The organism is Pseudoalteromonas luteoviolacea S2607, from assembly GCF_001625575.1.
Taxonomy (GTDB): Bacteria; Pseudomonadota; Gammaproteobacteria; order Enterobacterales; family Alteromonadaceae; genus Pseudoalteromonas; species Pseudoalteromonas luteoviolacea_E.
Genome location: NZ_AUXV01000004.1, coordinates 91,860 through 111,738, shown reverse-complemented (window position 1 = coordinate 111,738; position 19,879 = coordinate 91,860). Strand labels below are relative to the sequence as shown.

The 19,879-nt window shown below is 40.6% G+C and carries 16 protein-coding genes; 4 read left to right on the top strand and 12 right to left on the bottom strand.

The features are described from left to right. Positions 1-211 precede the first annotated feature (211 nt). The 11 genes from N480_RS04425 to N480_RS04380 all read right to left on the bottom strand — a co-directional run bounded on the left by N480_RS04425 (position 212) and on the right by N480_RS04380 (position 14,264). On the bottom strand, positions 212-6,220 hold the full coding sequence (locus N480_RS04425) for a DNA repair ATPase (protein WP_081231740.1): 6,009 nt from the start codon (positions 6,218-6,220) through the stop codon (positions 212-214). An 88-nt stretch (positions 6,221-6,308) separates the two neighbouring features. Next, positions 6,309-8,411: an SPFH domain-containing protein gene (locus N480_RS04420; protein WP_063371332.1), complete on the bottom strand. Its 2,103-nt coding sequence runs from the start codon at positions 8,409-8,411 to the stop codon at positions 6,309-6,311. A gap of 165 nt (positions 8,412-8,576) precedes the next feature. Then, positions 8,577-9,182: an OB-fold-containig protein gene (locus N480_RS04415; protein ID WP_063371331.1), complete on the bottom strand. Its 606-nt coding sequence runs from the start codon at positions 9,180-9,182 to the stop codon at positions 8,577-8,579. Positions 9,183-9,242: 60 nt separating this feature from the next. Then, positions 9,243-9,563, bottom strand: a complete 321-nt coding sequence (locus tag N480_RS04410) for a hypothetical protein (protein WP_063371330.1) — start codon at positions 9,561-9,563, stop codon at positions 9,243-9,245. A 5-nt stretch (positions 9,564-9,568) separates the two neighbouring features. Next, positions 9,569-10,261, bottom strand: coding sequence for a PspA/IM30 family protein (locus tag N480_RS04405; protein ID WP_063371329.1), 693 nt, complete (start codon positions 10,259-10,261; stop codon positions 9,569-9,571). A gap of 14 nt (positions 10,262-10,275) precedes the next feature. Continuing rightward, complete coding sequence (locus N480_RS04400; protein WP_063371328.1) at positions 10,276-10,686, bottom strand: YjfI family protein; 411 nt, start codon at positions 10,684-10,686, stop codon at positions 10,276-10,278. Between the two features lie 449 nt (positions 10,687-11,135). Beyond that, positions 11,136-11,723: a GNAT family N-acetyltransferase gene (locus N480_RS04395; protein WP_063371392.1), complete on the bottom strand. Its 588-nt coding sequence runs from the start codon at positions 11,721-11,723 to the stop codon at positions 11,136-11,138. Between the two features lie 90 nt (positions 11,724-11,813). Next, positions 11,814-12,557 (bottom strand): hypothetical protein, encoded by a 744-nt coding sequence (locus tag N480_RS04390; RefSeq protein WP_063371327.1) that lies wholly within the window; start codon positions 12,555-12,557, stop codon positions 11,814-11,816. A gap of 77 nt (positions 12,558-12,634) precedes the next feature. Further along, complete coding sequence (locus N480_RS25225; RefSeq protein WP_155732760.1) at positions 12,635-12,787, bottom strand: hypothetical protein; 153 nt, start codon at positions 12,785-12,787, stop codon at positions 12,635-12,637. 460 nt (positions 12,788-13,247) lie between these two features. Then, a complete protein-coding gene (locus N480_RS04385) occupies positions 13,248-13,487 on the bottom strand; it encodes a hypothetical protein (protein WP_063371326.1) in 240 nt (79 codons plus the stop codon). A 228-nt stretch (positions 13,488-13,715) separates the two neighbouring features. After that, positions 13,716-14,264 carry a hypothetical protein gene (locus N480_RS04380; RefSeq protein WP_063371325.1) on the bottom strand — a complete coding sequence of 183 codons (549 nt, stop codon included), beginning with the start codon at positions 14,262-14,264 and terminating at the stop codon, positions 13,716-13,718. 554 nt (positions 14,265-14,818) lie between these two features. On the opposite strand from N480_RS04380, the gene N480_RS04375 reads away from it, so the two are divergent. From N480_RS04375 to N480_RS04365, 3 genes are all read left to right on the top strand, one after another. Beyond that, a complete protein-coding gene (locus N480_RS04375; RefSeq protein ID WP_063371391.1) occupies positions 14,819-15,310 on the top strand; it encodes an SRPBCC family protein in 492 nt (163 codons plus the stop codon). Then, positions 15,273-16,199: an AraC family transcriptional regulator gene (locus N480_RS04370; RefSeq protein WP_231102223.1), complete on the top strand. Its 927-nt coding sequence runs from the start codon at positions 15,273-15,275 to the stop codon at positions 16,197-16,199. The genes N480_RS04375 and N480_RS04370 overlap by 38 nt, the downstream gene beginning before the upstream one ends. A gap of 345 nt (positions 16,200-16,544) precedes the next feature. Further along, positions 16,545-17,456: an SDR family NAD(P)-dependent oxidoreductase gene (locus N480_RS04365; RefSeq protein ID WP_063371324.1), complete on the top strand. Its 912-nt coding sequence runs from the start codon at positions 16,545-16,547 to the stop codon at positions 17,454-17,456. A 322-nt stretch (positions 17,457-17,778) separates the two neighbouring features. Here the strand turns inward: N480_RS04365 and N480_RS04360 are convergent, their stop codons facing one another. Next, positions 17,779-18,843, bottom strand: coding sequence for a ParB/Srx family N-terminal domain-containing protein (locus N480_RS04360; protein WP_063371323.1), 1,065 nt, complete (start codon positions 18,841-18,843; stop codon positions 17,779-17,781). Positions 18,844-19,421: 578 nt separating this feature from the next. Between N480_RS04360 and N480_RS04355 the strand changes: the two genes are divergently transcribed. Then, complete coding sequence (locus N480_RS04355; RefSeq protein WP_063371322.1) at positions 19,422-19,736, top strand: hypothetical protein; 315 nt, start codon at positions 19,422-19,424, stop codon at positions 19,734-19,736. Positions 19,737-19,879: the final 143 nt, after the last annotated feature.

Here is a 19,879-nt window from a genome sequence, read left to right as displayed (position 1 = left end):
CCAAAATATAAGTACATGTTTTTAAATGCTTTTTACTATTTTATAGCCAATTTCTTATCCCAGTTATGGGACTGAAAAACAAAACTGGGAAAGGAACAAGTCGAGAAAGGAAAAGAAAATAGTTGAGCCAAAACCGCTTAAGAGCACCTTTAGTTGTACTTGAGATGCAAAAAAGCCGGCTAAACAGCCGGCTTTTTTATTCCCTAGTGCGTTAAAGCATATAAGGATTATCCCCACCTTGAGCCGAGGTTTGACTGCTTGATGGCATGCGCTCTATTCGCGCAAGGCGCTCCAAGATTACATCCACCTTACGGCCAAGTTCGGGGTCGAGTCCATTTGGTTCGTTTGCACTCGCAGCCAGCTGCGGCAGCGTGTTATTGACTAACTCACTCAGTGCAATCGCAACCTCATCACTTGGGGTAGTTTGACGCGCAGTCGCCATTTCGCTCACTTGTACAACCTGTGTTATCAACTGCTCTAGCGCCGTGCTTTGAGCTTCAACTTTGATCGAAAACGCTTCCTGACTTTGTTGCTGAACATCTAGCACATTTTGCAATTGTTCAGCGCTAAATGCTTGATTTTCTTTAAGCACATTAACAAGTTGCGACTCTAGTGTACTTTGAGACTGAGCTAGTCGCTCGGTCAGCTCCGTGATACGCTGCTGTGTCCCTTGCTGAGACGCTACGTCTTGTAAAGATTCATTGATTTGCGATAGCAGCTCTGCTTGCTTTTCTTGGTGCTGAGCTGGGTTTTGCGCTTCATGTAAAAGGGCTATTTTAGCCAACTGTTCAATGATACTCTCACGAACTGATTCTTGCTTTTTAGCATGCTCGACCTGCGTTTGTTGCGACTCACAAAGCTTGTTCAATGCATCACTGACTTTAGACACCACCAGACCGACCTGTTCAGAATGTACCTGTTGCGTATCCGCGGCATCCACCTCTTTTTGTTTCACTTGTTCAACTTGCACTTGCTGTAGCTTTGTTTGCTTCGCTAATGCTTGTGACACCTGATTAAGTTCGCTACCTAATCGCGTGAATAATACATCTTGCTTGTCCATCGCATGCTCAGCATTCTGCGTTTTTTGCTTCAGCAATTCACCGTGCTGATTACCCAGCAATTCGGTCAGCTTTTCAAATGACGCTGTTAAAGGTGAATGCTGTACACCTTTATCGAGTGTTTTAGCAAGCGTCTCAATGCTTGGCTTAAGATCCTGAGTTTTCACCGTGCTCGTCAAGCTTTCGAGCAAAGCAGAGTAATCATGACTTAACTGCTCTTTATCTAGCTTTGTTGCAATGCTCGATAATGACGCATTTAGCTCACCTAATTGCTCAACTGCTAACAATACCGGACTACCCGCATCATTTGCTCTATTTAAGAGCGCATAGTCCGCTAAAATTTGCTCCCATCTTGTGCGATCTTCATCCGTTAACGTCTCCCTTAGCTCAGCCAGCTTCAGTAAATTCTCTTCACTGCCTTTACTTAGGGTTTGCGCTTCACCGCGGTAGTGATCTTGAATAAGGTTCTCAAGCTCTGCTTCATTCATCGCAGCGACCACCTTTTCCGCCATCTTATTCATGTTACGATAGCTCCCCTGTAACTTAAATGGCGGTTCAGTGCGGTAATCATCATCTTGCGCCGCAGAGGCAATGTATTGCGCATTGACTTTCAGCACTGTATTTCTGATGGTGATCAGTTTTTGTAATACTGAGACAATTTCATTTGCCTGTGCTTGAGAGTAGTTATGTTCCAGCTCATTTAATGAAATGTCTTCTCCTTCACTGATCCTAACTAACTTATACAAGTCCGCCATATTGCGGTTAGCCAAAGGCGCAAGAACTGCATTAGATGTCAGCGCATTTTCTATGAAGCTCATTGCAAACTCCTGCTCACACCCAGACAAGGTATCACCCAAATTGTAAATATCGGCACGGTTCGCCAACATGTCTGGAATTTTAAAGCTTTCACCCGACTCAGTGTACGGGTTACCCGCCATCACGACCGCAAACTTTTTACCGCGCAAGTCATAGGTTTTACTTCGTCCATTCCAAACGCCGTCAATGCGTCTTGAGCCATCACACAGTGAAATAAACTTCTGCAAAAACTCTGGGTTAGTATGCTGAATGTCATCCAAGTAGAGCATGACATTGTTGCCCATCTCAAAGCTCTGATTGATTTTCTCAATTTCTTTTGCAGCCGTGGCATTGATCGCTTGCGCCGGATCCAGTGAAACCTGATCGTGGCCAATAGACGGACAGTTCACTTTAACAAAGGTCAAACCCAACCGGTTTGCAACATATTCTATGAGCGTCGTCTTACCATAACCTGGTGGTGAAATAAGCAATAACATACCCATCAAATCTGTTCGCTTATTACTACCTGACGCACCAATTTGCTTGGCGAGGTTATCTCCAATAATTGGAAAATACACTTTGTCGATAAGCTGATTACGAACAAATGAGCTCAGCGGTCTGGGCTTAAATTCATCAAGCTGTAGACGCGCTTTCTGCTCCACCAGAATCTCAGATTTAATTGCATGATAATGCGTAAATCCAGCGGCATGATGTTGGAGATAATCCGACGTTCGCGCATAAAATTCTGAGTAATCCAAAGAGAGTGCTTGTTCATCAATTCTGCTATGTTGCCCAAGCAACCCATTAATAGAGTTAGAAATAGCGACGTCTTGAGCAACAAACTTGGCAACCTCAAGGTGCTGTAAAAGTAATACGTTCGCAGCTTCAAGCAAGACATCTTGAGCAATTTCGGTGTTGGAAGCTTGCTGCAGTCCATAGGCATTTAACCAGCTGGCCATCATAATCGCTTGCTCTTGCAAACATGCGAGCGTACTCAGTGTCTCGTTGAGAGACTTTGTGAACCCTTTGGTTTTGGCCACACTCGTAAACTGCTCAGATACTTTCTTAACTTTATCAGACATTACGAAACAGACGTCTTTTTGCTGATTTGCAAGTTCTTTAACTAGGTACTCTGCGCTCAAATTAGCAGAGAGCTTAGGTAAGTAAGCCAAGTACTTTACTAATTGTGTGCTCGCAAAGGCTTCGATTTCAAGACTCAAAGCATCTACGAGTTGGGCTTGGAAACGCGTATCTCCGAGCATGCGAGACATTAACTCAGCTTGCTTTGATTGCTCTGTCCACTTAGCCTGTATTTGGGGCTCAATTTGGCAGAAAAACAACTGTGCCACAATGCGTGCTGAGCTTGGATAAATAAGTAGTCCCAAGGCTTTCTTTTGCCCCAGTAAGTTACTCAATATCATCGCTGCATCATGATCATGAATGCCTTTTTCATAGCCTTCCTGATAGCGAGGTTCAGCAAATTTTTGCACCAGCGGCAAAATGCGCTCTTCTTGGATTGCTCTCTCTAGTTCAGTAAAAGTCAGACTATGATCAGCTTCATTCGCAGCTTTCAATACTTGGGCTGCTAAGAACTCACCGCGATAAATCTCGTGGTTTTCAGAAACTAAGTTTTGCTGCCAATAAGGGCGATAAGTGAGTAATTTTTCGCGAACCTGGTTGTCTTGAATTGACTCGAAGTACTCTGTACCAGTCAAATGGAACATCAAGTCTTCATCACGAGGTAGCAAAGTGAGGTCTAACAACTGTTTGTTCACACCAAAGCTGTGTTTACCAATTTTGACCGAGTTTCCACCATCGCTATATATATCCTGCTTATCTCGCAGTGAACGTATGCCTTGATCTTTACACGCTTTCAGTTTCGCTTGGATATCGTCAGCCTTGATCTCATCGCCTAGCTCTTTGAGTTCTTGAGTCAAACTACGCAACTTGCTGATCATCGGATCCGACGCAAAGTAACTGTTAATCTCGTCTATCTCAGTAAAGCTTTGAGACCGTCTGGTTACACCCTGAAGAATTCGCTCTGCGGCATTTGCTAGGTTTAGCGCTCTGCGCTGCCTTTCATCTATCAGTTGCTGTTTATGCGCTTCAAAACTTTCATAAACATCATCACGCTTAGCCATGATTTCAGCGAGATATTCATCGTATTCGCTAAACTGTGACTCCAGTTCTTCTAGCTGAATTAACAAACGAGATAATTGCTCATCGCATTGTTCTGGTGTACGTGCATTATTTAAGCTACTGGTAATGCTTTGGCTGAACAGCTTGAAACGAGCCGCAAATTCGGCTTTGGCTTCAACGCTACCTAAGCTCTTTCTGCGAATTTCGATACTGGCTTTGGCTCGATTGACCAGCGCATAGACCCCACTGACATCTTCTAAGATTTGAGTCCTAACTCGGCTGTCATCTATTTCAAGGTCAAGCATTGTGTGATTGAGTAGGTCCAGCTCTCCACCCAGCGTATCAAGCGCTTCCAAAAAGCCATTTAATTCAGTGACGCTGTCACTTTTTTCGCTCAGTTCAGTCAGCTCATCCAACTTTTCGTGATAGGGCGCTAATGCTGTATCTTGCTGTAAGAACTGCGCAGTTGCCTGGCTTAAGTCGAGTGTTTTTTCGTCCAACTGCTGTTGCAGTTCACCAAGCGCCTCCAGATTGATATATTTAACTTCTTCGAGACTAATAATCTTACCTTTGAGCTGTTTTAAAGACTCAAGACCGGTGACAAATTCGGTGGCAAGTTTAAAGCTATCTGGACGTATTTCTTTGGTGGTATCTTTATATTGAGCTTGAATATCAGCCAATGCTTTTTTGGCCGTCTCTTGAATTTGACTTACTTTTTCAAATTCATCCAGCACTTGCTCTGAAGTTTCAAAGATTTCATGAAGCTGCCCATTGAGTGCTGCGAAATCGCTTTCAACCAACCAGTGATATCTGTCTAATATACTGCGCGTGAGGGAGATAAGGCTTTCGTAGTGAGACACGTTCGGGTTTTGTTCACTGATCGCTTTACATACGCTGTACAGATCTGAGATCCCGCGGACCAAATCTGGGTTACCAATCTTGCCCAGCATACTTGTTGGCGTCGGAGCATTGGCCGCATACTCTACCGAGCAAAATGGGCTATCCCAAACCTGAATCGGGTGTACTCGTTCTGCTTCTTCTTTTTCGGCTTTGAACGTGATAGTTAAGCCATCGTCATATACGCCATAACCATGACAGTAAATCGGATTTTGGAGATTTTTCTCAATAAGGTTATACGCAAACAACGCGTAACGACCTTCTGTCGGCTCATAAAAAACGTACAATACATCTTCGCCGTTAGGCGACTTGATTTGTTTATGAAACTCTAAATTTTCAATTTGGTCATCAAAATGCCGTGTTTGTCCAGACTGCAAGTAGTAGCCACCCGGATAAATCACACCATGATCGTCGGGCAACTGCACACATGCATCTGAAATTGCATCTTGGCGAATCACTTTTTGAGTAATGCAGTTGAAAATATAGTGGCGCCATACTTTTTCTCGATATGGCAGCACCTTCAGCAGAATGATTTCACCCAGCTGCGCGTACTCAACTTCACAATCTGCCAGCGATTGATTTTTATCATCAACGGGTTCTGCATAGATCCCTTCGCCACTTTCTGTGTTGCTTTCAATTTTAATGGTTAAGTCGCCACCAACCGTTTCAACAAAAACACGGTCAAGAATATTAATATGTGGGTGGCGTCCCTCAACATGATCAGAGCGATCGGTCTTTATCCATTCGAAATCATAGTCTTGATTACCCTTGATATCTCGCTCGCCACGGTTATCAATGTAATCTAGGGTATTATCCGCAGCGATTTCCCAACGAAATACTCGTACATCAGTGAGTTTATCGCCAATCTGAAATACAGCGAACAGTTTACCATTTTGCTGATATAAGTGTTGAAGGTGCGTTTCTTTATAATAAGTATAGAGCTCTTCAAAATCGCGCAAAAAGCGATTATCAGTCAGAAATTTTGTTTCACTCGGGTAGTCTTCAACTTCATAGTGGTCATCCTGATAAACTAGTTTTTGAACACTAAATACATCGCTGACATGAATATTTTTTTTGAGGCCTAAGAAAACGTTGTAGGCAAATATCAATTTATCGCCAATCAGTACGATATCACGAGGGATACAGTTATGTTCGGTTCTTACTCTGGCACGCCCTTTTACTTTGATCTCGGTGCTGCCAAATGTGTCAATTCGGTTTTGATTTAAGGTGTCAACGTCTTTGCGAAGCTGAGCACCTGAGTTGCTCAATCGGCGCTTGATTAGGTCGTAAGAGCCTTGTTCAAGTGCGGCATTGTTTGCAGAATCCGTCATAGTTTACTGTCCTGTTGTACACGGAAGGTAAATGGAAAGGTAAGCAGGGTGAGCGTTTGGCCGCCCACCCAGAATACGTCTGCTGAGTTTATTCTTGGCCTTCTGACTGACCAACAGACTTGGCATTACCATTTAAGGTGTTGCCTAACATCGCTAATAATTGTTGTTTTTCAGCATCTGAAGTGTTGCCTAGTTGCTGAAAAAACTTACTCATTGCAACGTTTTTCATTGTCTCTGACGACGCATTTGCACCACTTAACACCCCTTTTAAGTCATCCATGATGTTTCTTTCACCTGCTAGGTGATCTTTAAATAACGTTTGTACTGTGTCACTTTCACCCACGAGACCATCAATTGATTTACCTAGCGTAATGGCCTTCATAAACTGGTTAAAGAATTGACCGTCACCACCCATGATATTGATATCTGCATTGCCTAGCGTTTTCGCTAAGATCTCAGATTGATGTGCGGCAATTTCTTTCTCTGTTTCTAATTTAGCCAAAGTTAGCTCTTTTTGCTGATTCAGTTTCAGCGTAAAGCCTTCATAATCTCTCGCGTCTTTGTCCATCGCATTTAGCGCTTCAAGCTTCTCTTCAAGACCTTTCGCTTCGGCTGTCATACGGCGCTCTAAAGTAATCGCCTCTGCTTCACCTTGCTTCTCAATTGACTCAGCCATCGCCGTTTGTACTTCAGCTTCTGCAAAGCCAATGTCTCGCTTACCTTTCGCTTCTGCCGCCAGTTTTTGCTCTAGTACTTGTGCTTCAGTTTCACCTTGCTTTGCATTTGCTTCAGCTTTAGCTTTGATAACTTCAGCTTCAGCCAGTCCAGAAGCCGCTTTTTCAACTTGCTCAGCTTCTGCAAGGATCTTCTTAGACTCTGCGCTTTGGTTAGCAATACGCAGCTCTGCCTCGGCCATTTTCTCCAGTTCACGTGCCTTGAACTCAGCCGCCTGTTCTTGCGCTTTGGCTGCTTCAATATCTTTTACTAGTGCTTCTTCAGCTTCTGCTTTCGCTCGAATGACAATGGCTTCTTTCTCACGCTCAGCAGCAGCCAGAGTTTGAACATCTTTAATACGTTCTTGTTCTTCAGCAACGGTTTTCTCAACAGCCACTCTGTCACGCTGCACCTCAGCGATTTCTTTACGCTCAACCTCTAGTGCTTTTTCTTTATTGATGCGCATGATTTCAGTTTCTTTCTCGCGCTCAATCACCTCGATTTCGCGAGAACGGGCAACTTTTTCCTCTTCGATTGCAAGTACACGAAGGCGGTTTTGTTCAGCGATATCAATCTCACGCTGTTTGTTTTGCTCTGCAATTTCAAGCGCTTCGTCTGCTTTAAGTCGCGCATCTTCTGCTTTCATGCGTTCTTCTTGTTTAACGCGCTCAGCTTCTGCCGACTCTCTCGCACGCACAGTTTCAATCTCGCGCTGCTGCTTTGCTTTGGCATCTTCTTTTTGACGCTCAATTTCTAGGGACTTTTCAAGCGCTGCTTGATTTTGAATTTCAATTTGCGCTTGCTCATCACACTTCAATTGGTTTGTTTGAACATTTTGTTCAGCCGTTTTCTCCGTGATGCGACGAATACCTTCAGCATCTAGGATATTGTTTTCATCCAATTTATGAATGGAAGTTTGCTCTAAGTAATCAATGGCCACGTCTTCTAACGTGTAGCCCGATAAGTCCTGACCAATCACTTCTTTAATCGCGTCTCTGAATTCATTGCGGTGAGTAAACAGCTCTTCAAAATTCATTTGCTTACCAACCGTCTTTAACGCTTCAGAGAACTTTGCTTCAAATAGCTCTTGTAGGGTTTCAGGCTGAGAAGCACGGGCACAACCGACCTGTTTTGCAACGCGCAGAATATCTTGCTTGTTTTCGTTTACACGGATATAGAACGTAATGGCAATATCAGCTCGAATGTTATCTTTACAAATTAAGCCACTGTTTTCTCTACGCTCTAGCACCATGCGCTTGGTAGAAATATCCATCACTTCCATCTTATGAATAACTGGGTAGACAATACCACCAGTCGTCGTCACATCAGGTTCGTTCTTCATTTTGTTGATGATAAGCGCGTGACCCTGATCCACTTTTCGATAAAACTTACCAATGATCATAATAATCGCAAATATAACAGCGATTGAAACGCCAACGATTGTTAAAATAGGTCCTAGATTATCTAAAAATTCCATGCGTGTTCCTAACTAAATATTTGGTTTCCCGAGATAACTCTGTTTTGGTTGTTTTCACCTAAACGCAAAACAAAGCCACCATTTGTTTCTTTTATTTACAATCCAATGCTGATTGGACCGCCATTTATGATTACGCTTGTGAGCATTTACTATCCTAGTAGATTGTTACCAAGGCTTGACAACAACGACATAACTATTGCGAGTTTCGTCGTGCTCTATGAGCAATCCCGTGTCGCCCAGTTTAAATTCATTCTCTTCTTCACAGCGAACCTCAATGAGCTGTTCTGTCCCCTGAAATTGTACTTTTGCTTGTCCAAAGCTATTTGTTACCTTGCCCGTAGCGATGACGCATTCGAGGCCAATAAACTCATTTTTAGACGCGGTTTCTTTACTGTCGAAAAAGCGTCTGAGCGGCTTCACCATAAGTGCTGTAAACGGAATTGAGAGAACAAAGCAGCCAAACATCACTGCGGCTCCAAGGAGATAAAAGACCACTCCTTCACCTAGCACATACTCAAATAATTGATGTGAGTAAAAGCTGATCACCCAACTGATGAGCACACTTAGACTAATTGAGATAGTCAGTGGTACGCCGCCAAATCCCATTTGAAATATTGATTCACCAGCATCGGCTTCAAGCTCCACGTCTCCCTCTAACATATCAATGTCAGCAAAGCCCAGCAGTGCTATCACCCAAAAGCCAATTACAATAAGAAGTAGCGTCGTAAATACAACGGTCGGAAAAGTAAAAACTGTATTAAGAAAGTCCATAAGCCTCTGTATACCTCCACTGCGTATACTGCAATGCACTAGTTCGATTCACTGAGTGAATCACTTTGTTTCTTTAACATGCTCGATGAGCAGATCTGCGACTCTTTGTTTTACCAAGCGCTTGTCAGCATTTGGTATATCAAACCGCTCGGCGAGCAACGCTATCTCTTCATCGCTTAAGTTAAAACTGAGCCTCTGGCGCGTCTTTTTTGACTTGATTTCAAGTCCCAAAATTCGCCTGATCATATCTGAGGGAGTCAGTTCTTCATCAATTGCACTTTTTTTTATAAACTTTTGCACTTCAGAGCTTAAGTCAAAAGCAAGCTGCGTGGCACGTACCGCTTTCTCTTGCTTTTTCCAAGCGTTCTTATTGTCGGTCATCGCAGTTACTTACTCTGCTTCGCTTTAATACGCGCTAAAATATCAGCTCCTTTCGCAGCCTCTTCGCCAATTCCCGCCGCACGCATCTTGTCGTGTAGAAATTTATCACTGCTTTCATCAGCTAGTTGCTGTGCAGCATCCATCTTATCTTGTCTGTCCATCTGACGTTGCTTGATGCGCTCAAGAGACTGCTTAGCTGAAGCCATTGCAGAATCACCTGACGTCATATTGTCGTTTACCGCCATGGTTGCCTTTTGCACACTTTCTGTGGTTTTCACCATGCTCAGCTGGCGTTGATTTTCTACAATGGTCTTTTCTGCACGCTTAACTTGCTGCTTTAATTTAGTGACACCTGAAGTAAAGGTAGCTAACACCGCTTGCTGTTCAGACTTTTGTTGTTCAAACTCAGCAATTTTACCCGCAATTTCGAGGGCAAGAGACTCTTCCCCTTTTTCCAGCGCTTGGCCTGCATATCCTTCATGTTTTTCAATTTCGCTATCTAACGTTTTGATAGCTCTTGTAGTCTGCATTTCTTTGGCCATAACCTCAGTTAGGCTGCGCTTTGCTACTGAAAGCGCTTCTTGTGCATCTCTGATTTCTTGCTCAAAAATCAGGATTGCATTGGCATCAACAATGTTTTCACCAACTTCGTTTACACCACCTTTAACCGCGGTAAATAGCTTCTTTAAAATACTCATTTTGAATACTCCTTTTATTCGGTTAAATAGTCACTAATAGCTTCTAACGCATCGATTGAATTAGCAGCTAGAGTAATGATTTCATGGCTTAACTGTTCAATTGTCGAGTTTGTTGAGAGCGCGCCAAAAACGGCATATTTGTTGTCGATTTTCGCAAATGCGCTCAACGGCATCGGCACATTCAGGCGTAGTAAGGTATCGTTTAATTCTGCATGTTTATCAGCATTGATTTCTTCTTCAGAAAACAAATAGCAAATACACAATACTTGCTCATCTGTGCGTGTCACAAAGATTGGAAGTTCGTCGTTTCCATCTACAATAACTTGCAGTACTTCTTGACCAACATCATTGATAAAAAATGACTCAAAACTCGATCCTTCAGTTTCATACTGAGATAGTTTTAGCGCAAGCTCATTCAATTCCATGTAAGAAATTCCTTATGTCAAATGGTGCTTTTTAATTAAATTACACCGGATTGATTGTATGAGTTATGTGATAACTGTGCCAATCAAGACATAATATGTCAAGTCAACTTTTTGAAATTTGTTCCGAAAAACAGTTTAAACAATCGCTTTTGCTTTCATTTTATTCCACAAAACATAAGCATACTCTACACCTCATGAAATTATTAATTTTTTTGTTTTTTTGACGACGATTACGAAATATAGGCGAATTTAAATGAAAAATAATATGACGACTAGATTGAAAGAACACCATTACCCCACAAAACAAAAAACACATACAATTAACAAATTTACAACAATGTACACTAAAGGAGTGTTATAGAGGCAGGACGTAAGCTAGTAGATTAGTAAAAGCACCTAGCCCACTGCTCATGGGCTTGATTAACTCTAGATTACAAAATTTCGGTTTTCTATGAATAGCGCTCAATTTTGGCAAGTAAGTTGTTTCTTACAGATGGCCATTCATGCGCCAAGATTGAGTAGACTGCAGTATCTCTTATGGACCCGTCTGGCATCACTTGATGACTACGTAAAACGCCATCGAGTTTAGCACCCAAACGCTCGATTGCGGTGCGAGAAGTCTGATTAAAAAAATGTGTTTTAAACTCAAGCGACAATGCTCCATGCGTTTCAAACAAATATTCCATAAGTAAGTATTTACTCTCAGAATTAACGACTGTTCTTTTCACCGCATCTGCATACCAAGTGTAGCCAATTGCAGCTCTGCGATGTTGAGCACGCACGTCGTAAAATCGAGTTGTACCGACTATTTTATTATCAATACGCGTTTTGACAACAAAAGCTGGCGCACCATTTTTTGCTGACTCTACCGCCTTTTCAACATACCCAAACATTTTCTCTGGTGACGGGACTGATGCGTACCATAACCTCCAACTACTGCCATCCCTAACAGCATCCATTAATGGCTCTACATGAGCCATTTTAATCGGTTCAAGTACAACAGCTGCCCCTTCTAAAACTTTATTTTTGAGCCACACCTTAAATAATCCCAACGCGATTAGCCAAACAATATTCTGGATTTTATAGCAAAGCACTAAATTAATCAGCTATTTAGTTGGCTATGACAATCACTTTAAGCGCTCAATGCACCTGCTCAGATTTTTATTCTGCTGGGAAGAAACCGACTGATGTACAAATTCGTATCGCTCTAAACTTTCATTTTCATCGATGCAATATTTCGTGTAGTTAAGCCCTGTGTTTTTATACCTGCGCTCACCAGCAGGCGCTAACCATCGATCATGCTTAAGCAATTCAAACTCACTGTTTTCATCAGTGCCAATAAGTCTCTTAATATCAATCGTTTCAATCGTTTTACTGGATTCATCTTGTTTCACACGAAGCACACTTTCACGATTAATACTTTCAAATACTAAGTACTCGCCAACAGGCTGATCAAGTTCATGGCTATCTCTCAATAAAATGATATTAAGGTCTCTAAGTAATTGCGATTGAATTAGTTCAAAAAGAGTTTCGACAGGTTCTCCTGAATACCTCGCCAGCTCCTCTAATATCAGTAAAAGTGCGTCGTTATAAAGCGTATTTTTGGCCAATACAAGTCCTTCTTCTGGTTCATCTATCACGAGAAACTCTGATAGTTGATTGGTACAATTAGGGAGCATATTCGCCAGCTCGCCAATACCTGGGCATGAGTTTAAGAAACCGTGAAATCCACTTTTAAATACGACTAGATATTTACCTAATTCATCACTTCTTATTTCGATGTGAAAATCACACTCCACATCACGCTTAGCCCCATCACCAAGCACCATAAATTTATCTTTTATTTCAATTCGATAACTGTCATTCACCACTGCAATCCCTATACATTTGCACCACAAAAAAGCGCCCTAATGGACGCCTTTTTCATTAACTGTTCAACTCATCTAAATTAGTGACAACGTGCGTAACTAGTGCAACCAGCAGCAGTACGAAAACCAGCAGCATTTACACCACCAGCGACCTCTTTTGTTTGCCCTTTAATGAGTGATTTTTTGCTTTCTGACAGTCTTTTGATACTTTTCTTATTGAGTGATAGTTCCACCGCAAACTCCTTTATTATTGTTTTATATTTGCTATTTCAATTTAATGCTTGCTACCTAAAATGTAAACAAAAAAGTTATCATATTAAGTTCAATATGAGCAAACTGTCGTTTTGGGTTTGGCATTTTACTTACCAACCCTTTTGCTCACAAAAAATGAGCATTTAAAGTATCCAGATACAGTTGAATTAAAGTCATAAAAGTAGAAACTTTTATTATAGGAACTAAGCAAAGATACATCAGAGGAAGTTGATCATATAAAATGATGGTGAGTAAATTTACGCCTGCGAAAAAATCAAGCCGACTACTTGGCTACCAATTGGTATGCTAGCCTCTTTATGCCAGCCCTATTGCACTTCGAGTACGAGGCAAAGTCGTGAACACATAGGTGTTGAACAACGTGCAATCTAGAAACATTCAGTTATCATGCTTCGAAGTTAAGTTAACTGCGTAACAGTTCATTTAGTTGAGCAAAGCAAAACGAAGGTTAAATACCCCAGTGGTCACTTCTTCGACTTCGATTGATGCTGAATTTCTGTAGAGATTTAGCTCTGTCAGCAATTTAATACGGTCTTGCTCCGACACCGTATGTTCATCAACCAATAGCGTAGCATTGATGTGATGTTTAGTTATATCAGAACGCTTATCTACATCCACCGCATACTCATCAAAATTTATTTGCTCAATTAGTTTTTGGTCCATAGTCTGTCTTTATTGCAAGTTACTAAACGTCAATAACTATATAAAAGTCCTTTATATCCAACTATTACAAAGTATTACACGTGAATAAAAATTAGTCTACTCACATTTAATTCTGTTGTATTTTAAAAAGCACCGAACAAAATACTGATCTTAAGCGAGTTTTTTGGTTTAAAAGGTCAATTATATTACCAGCTGCAAACATTCGAAAAAGAACGCAATATCGCTCACTTAAGCTTTCTTAGTATTAATTTCAACTTTAACAATTTCGTTTGTCTGCGGCCGAACATAAAGCAGTAGTTCTAATTTGGGTGATGCACTTTTATGATCGGAAAGGAAGGTGACACGGATCATTTCCCGGTTAAAGCTTTTATCAATTTTAACGGTTGTCTCAGCTTTTTTTTGTTCCACAAACCAATCAATTTTCGCTCTTTGTTGTGAAAACTTGACTTCAAACCGCAGCCCGAGCTTATTGGGAGCATGGTAGATCCCAAAATAGTTAGCCAGCGCGAGTATTTTGGGCTGATCGTTATCATTTAGGTTTCTTGCGACCAGCGGTTGTTTATTGTCTTTGCCTTCGCAACTATCAAATCCATATAATTGGGCTAACAGTGTAATTGAGCCCCGAGACTTTTCAATACGATACCCTCTACAAATAGAGTAATTCGACATTTCAGGCGAAACAATTATTGAACGGTCTGGGCCACTCAGTTTCAGCTCCGAGCCCCACACCTGTGAATGTACAACACCAATTAGCAACCAAATAATAGTAAACCACATAACTTAGCTTCATTATTTTGACTCGTAAGCAAGTGACAACCTTGTTGCTTGACTAATGGCCAATTCCAGAGTGAATTATTTATATACTCAGTGTATTGATAACATACTAAAAAGCAAGTAGCGGTATCGCCGCCAAAACAAGAAGAGATAGGCTTTACTGAGTCATTAGGACTCGAATTTTTAAAGCCAAAACTGGTTTTTATCTAAGCTAAAATAGAACAATATTGTGCAATTTGCGCGATTTTCTTCCTCGCCTCCTCCTCCGTAAAAAATACCATGGAGAGAACACTCGCCTTTGTCGTATTTTTTATCTACTTTCTTCCATTAACACCATCACCCTTATCGCATAAGCTTTATCGCGACAGAGATAAGTTCAGCCACTCAGTAGTCTAAAAAGGTGTGCATTACATGAACGCATGCGAACCCTCATATTTATTGTTCTAATTCAGTGTCTAAAAATGGCAGTGATCAACACAGCAAGAAATATCAAAAAAAGCATCTCGAAGTTCTCTAAAGTGGCCTTATCAACACGACAGCAGTTTAGAGGAACAATTATGCAAGTCACCAAGAAAGTAGAAATTAACAAATCAGCAGAACAAGTATGGGATTTAGTTGCAAATCAATTTGATAAAGCCCACCTGTGGATGGGGCCAATTCCTCACTCCGTAGCAATGGGTAAAGGCAAGGGTTTGAGCGGCGCGCCAATGGAAGGCCGAGTTTGTGATTTGAGTGACAACCCTAATGGCCCCAAAGTAAAAGAGATCATTACCGAGTACAGTGAACAAAACAAAACTTTGGCATTTGATGTTTTACCTGTCAATAACCCAAAAATAGTGCCTATTAAGCAAAACCACGTAAAGATGACCGTCCGTGCGATCGGCCCTAACAAATCTGAGGTGATTTGGACAGCCTCCCCTCAACTCAAAGCATTTGCATATCCTTTTTATCCATTACTTAGGCTGATTTTTCCTGTCGCATTTGGCAAACTGTTACAAGGCCTAAAAGTTTATGCTGAAAAACATACACTCACAGTTAATGCAGCTTGATGATCTAAAATACAGAAAACTAGAGGATATTGAGATGGACCGTTTTTTAAAAAGTATTGAATATATAGAGGCACACTTGAGCGAAAAAATAAGTGTGCATGAAATTGCTCAATCTTCTCATTATTCAACTTATCACTACAGCAGGGTGTTTAAGGCATTGGTTGGAGATACACCGAAAGAATATTTACGCAAACGTCGCTTAACTTTGGCGGCTAAGCGTCTACTGACCGAAGAGGTGGGGATTTTAGAGCTTGCGTTGGAATCCCAATTCGAATCACAAGAAGCGTTTACACGTGCTTTTAAAGCGCTATTCGATATGACGCCAGCACAATATCGTAAAATTAACGAGCCATTTCGCTTGTTGTATAAAAAGCCATTCAATGAGGCAGATTTAGACTTTTTACAAAATAACCTCAGTATGGAACCAGAGATCATCTCTCAACCTGCAATGAAGATCGTTGGCATTGCTAATCAATATGATGATGGAGATCTCAGCTTACCCAAACTTTGGTCTGGATTTAGACCTTATCGCGATAAAATCCCTAATCGTGTAGGTACAGACTTTTTTGGTATTTATGAATGTTATGAAGAGTCGGAGGATGTCACCCGTTTCGTTTACATCTGCTCTGCTCAAGTAGAAAACTTTGATGACGTACCGGACGGTCTAATAACGAGAGAACTAGAGGCACAGACCTATGCTCGATTTACACATATCGGGCCTTTATCGAAATTAGAAGATACGCTGCGTTATATATGGGGAAGCTGGTTACCTAAGAGCCAATATGAATACGCCAACAAGCCGGATTTTGAGCTATTGCCTGCTGGTTTTAACAATGCAGATCCCAATAACAAAATTTATTTGAACATTCCTATTACTAAAAAACCCTGATTTATTGAGGTTGCTAAATCCATAAAGGTGAGTATTCTATAATACTCACCTTTATGGATGAACATAACCGACAGAAAATGGCGCAAAGCGTTTGTTAACCTCCAGCTTTGGCACGCACTCTTGAGCAATTGAAATTAGCACCTAATTTACCACTAAAAATCATAACCTTAATGATAAATCACACTCACTTTGATTTTCGGAGTGTCTTTTAGAAGTTGCCTATAAGTCTTTTCTTCCTAACAAGAAGACATACTAGAGAACACAGCAAGAAATATCAAAAAACCGAGTACTCAATTTATTAATCTAGATACAACTAATCGAACAGAACTAGCAAAAGGTAATATCATGATTAAGCGAGTATTAATAACAGGTGCGAACGCAGGTCTAGGCAAAGAAACAGCGAAGCAACTCGCGAGCCGACATGAAGTTGAAAAGATCTATTTGGGTTGTCGCAATATCGACAAAGCACTCGCGGCGAAAACAGAGTTGGAGAAAATCACTGGTAGAAAGATATTTCACATTCTTAAAATCGATGTGTGCGACCACGCATCAGTCAAAGCGGCCGTACAAGAGCTTGATCATAGTATTGATGCACTCGTTATGAACGCAGGCGGGACTGGTGGAAAAAACTTTGATCACGTAAATAGCAATGGCGTAACTGAAATTTTTGCTGTCAATTTATTGGGCCATAGCTTGCTAACCCAAGAGCTTTTAAGAACCGGAAAACTTACAAAAATAGCAGTTTATGCTGGCTCAGAAGCGGCAAGAGGTGTAAAAGAAATGGGCATGAAGCGACCTGCCTTACCAACGTCTTCAGAGGAGGAGTTTACGGCTATCTGTGACGGCTCATTTTTTGGTAAGTCACAAGATGCAACCACTCCATATGGCTCTATCAAGTACATGGGTGCACTGTGGATGTCAGCGATGGCAAGGCGACACCCACATGTGAAGTTCATTACCATGAGTCCAGGTGCGACAACTGGGACAGAAGGATTTAATACACTGCCTACGCTCAAGCAATATCTAATGAAGGGTATGATGCAAGTGATGCTCTGGCTTGGGAAAGTACATAATGTGGAAGTAGGCGCCAAACGCTATATAAATGGAATATTTAATAAAGAGCTAAAAACAGGAGTGTTTTATGCAAGCAAAAAAGGATTAACAGGTAAAGTATGTGATCAAAGTACATTATTTTCTGACTTAAACAGCACAGAATATCAAGATAATGCATATAGAGCGATTCAGCGGTTCCTGTAAACTCTATTAGTGGGCTAGTGGCCCACTCCACCAAAAACGGATACTTCAAAGTTAACTACAGGATAAAAACTCAGTGGGGTTTAATACGTTTTCTATGGCTGCTTTTGTATATATAAGCTTATAAATACAAACCACCCAAGTGTCGAAAATTCATTAACCAATACAAACTTCAATATAAATCAATGAATTTCAATTACTTAAATGACTTCTTGAAATAATATCACACCAGTCAGTACGTCTCACGGGTGAGATAAATGGCCACCCAACACTGATCTTACACCCGATAAGCCAAGCGTTTTATGCCAAGTTATTTTGAATCACACTACTTGAGTAAGTCGACTAAAACAACGAGTCTGCGATTCACCGCGTCATGGTTACTCCAATCAAGTTTCTTCCAGTCAATATTGAGCTCAAGCTTAGAAACGTCATTGAACAAAATTGATTTTAGCGCCTGTAAATTGGGAATGTCATTTATCTTGTACGATTGAGCTTTCTTGGATACTGAGACTCTATTACCAGATAAACACGCCAAGATAGTATCTCCAACTATTTTCTTATCAGCAATGTTTAACTGCTTCTTGCCGTGATCTTCTTTGTACTTTGCTTCGCAATCTAGTATCACCTTTTTGACTTTTAAAAACGGAGCATTCAAGCCATTTTCATAAAATTTAATCACTTCTGAATATCGCGTTAAAACGTTATAATTGTCGTAAGATCCCATTGAGATCCCCAGATTTTTAGCTTTTTCTTTTACCGTTAAACGTCGTTGACCGACTTTCACTCGAGCTTGATCTAATCCATCGATCTCCATAGTTGCAGACAAGAAAGCTTGTAACTTACCATATTGAGGCAAATCCTCACGGCTTGCATTCTCTTGGAATTGCTTAACTTTATAGAGTAAGGGCTTAGAATCGTACACTTTAAATTGCGCAGCATGATCATAGCCAAAACTGAAAATCAACGCGAAGAACCGCCTATGCCCTGTTAAGATTCTATATTGGCCTTTGCTGACGGGATAAACAGTGGGCACCTGAATCATTTCTGATACTGCAATGTTTTCACCAAGCTCTATAATTGACTCAATCGTTTTATTTGCTTTTTTCCATTCATTTGAGCCATGCTCTAAGCAATTGATTATACAGCCTTTGCCCAGAATAACTTTTCCTTCGGCTTCTAGTAACTCTGTCAGTTGCAACTTAGTAAGCTTTCGTTCTGAAAACTGCCTTGCATATTTGTTTTCAATAATCACACTAGGAAAAAACCTTGCGTTTGATTCATCAGGAACAATGGTGTTCAAAAATAAAGATGTATACTCAAAATTCTCACTGTGCACTTGCTCTGCATTGTTTAGAGTAGCTAAAATCAAGTCATTCGTTTTATCTATCATTTTAGTTTAATCTTTAATAGCGCTCATTTTATTAAATATTTATGAGAATAGCCTCAAAAACACAATTAAGACCATGATCTAGTCAAGTTAACAAAAAAGAGTTCACAAGACGCTTTTCTAACCCTGATCAAGCTCAAAAAGAATGCCCTTGTCCGTATTATTTAAATATTTATCTATTCATTGAAGCGGAAAACTACATTACAAAGCCCTAAAGCTTAGCTATATGATTTACATGAAAAATCAAGCTATATGACCGTTTTATTTCATATATCGTTTTTTACCAAAACTTCACTGAAAATCGCGAAAATTCATCTTACACAAAAATAGTACTTAGGCAAACAAGTTTTAAAAAACATGAAGTTTAATATAAGACATTATTTACTTTTCAGGAAATAAAGTATCTGCCTTAAATACACGCTAAACGACAGACTCAATGATTTCAACTATCTGAATATTGATTTTCATTATTATGTATCCATTTATGGAATATTAAAACTTGCAATGAAAAATTTAATGAATAAAATAACCAACTTAGAGTTGTAACTCTATTTTACAAATTATTTAATTAAGGATGAATAATGAAAAAATTAATTATTGCTATAGCAGCGCTTTGTGCATTCAATACTACAGCACAAACAGATGAATTATCAGCGAAAATCCTGTCCAATAAAATAAAAATCGTAGCTTTTGGCGAAAGTGGTTGGGATCCAAGATGGAGAGAGCCAACCTGTAGTGTAACTAAAACAGATAAAGATGAATCTGGTCGCCCATACATGTACAGCCATTACGATATGTGTACCTGTCAAAATAGTATTGCAGCTAAGTACTTAATCGAAGATACACAAGACAACCCTCAACAAGAGTTATTTGTCTGTTATGTAAATAACAACTAATTAGCGAAATTAGTGGCTGGGAATAACCCAGCCCTCTGTGCGCTGCAATAACTATTTTTTACTTTGACTAGCTACTTCCATAACGACTCGCTTTTCGCGCGCACTTAACACCCAGCCTAACCGATTAAGCCTGTTCAACTTTT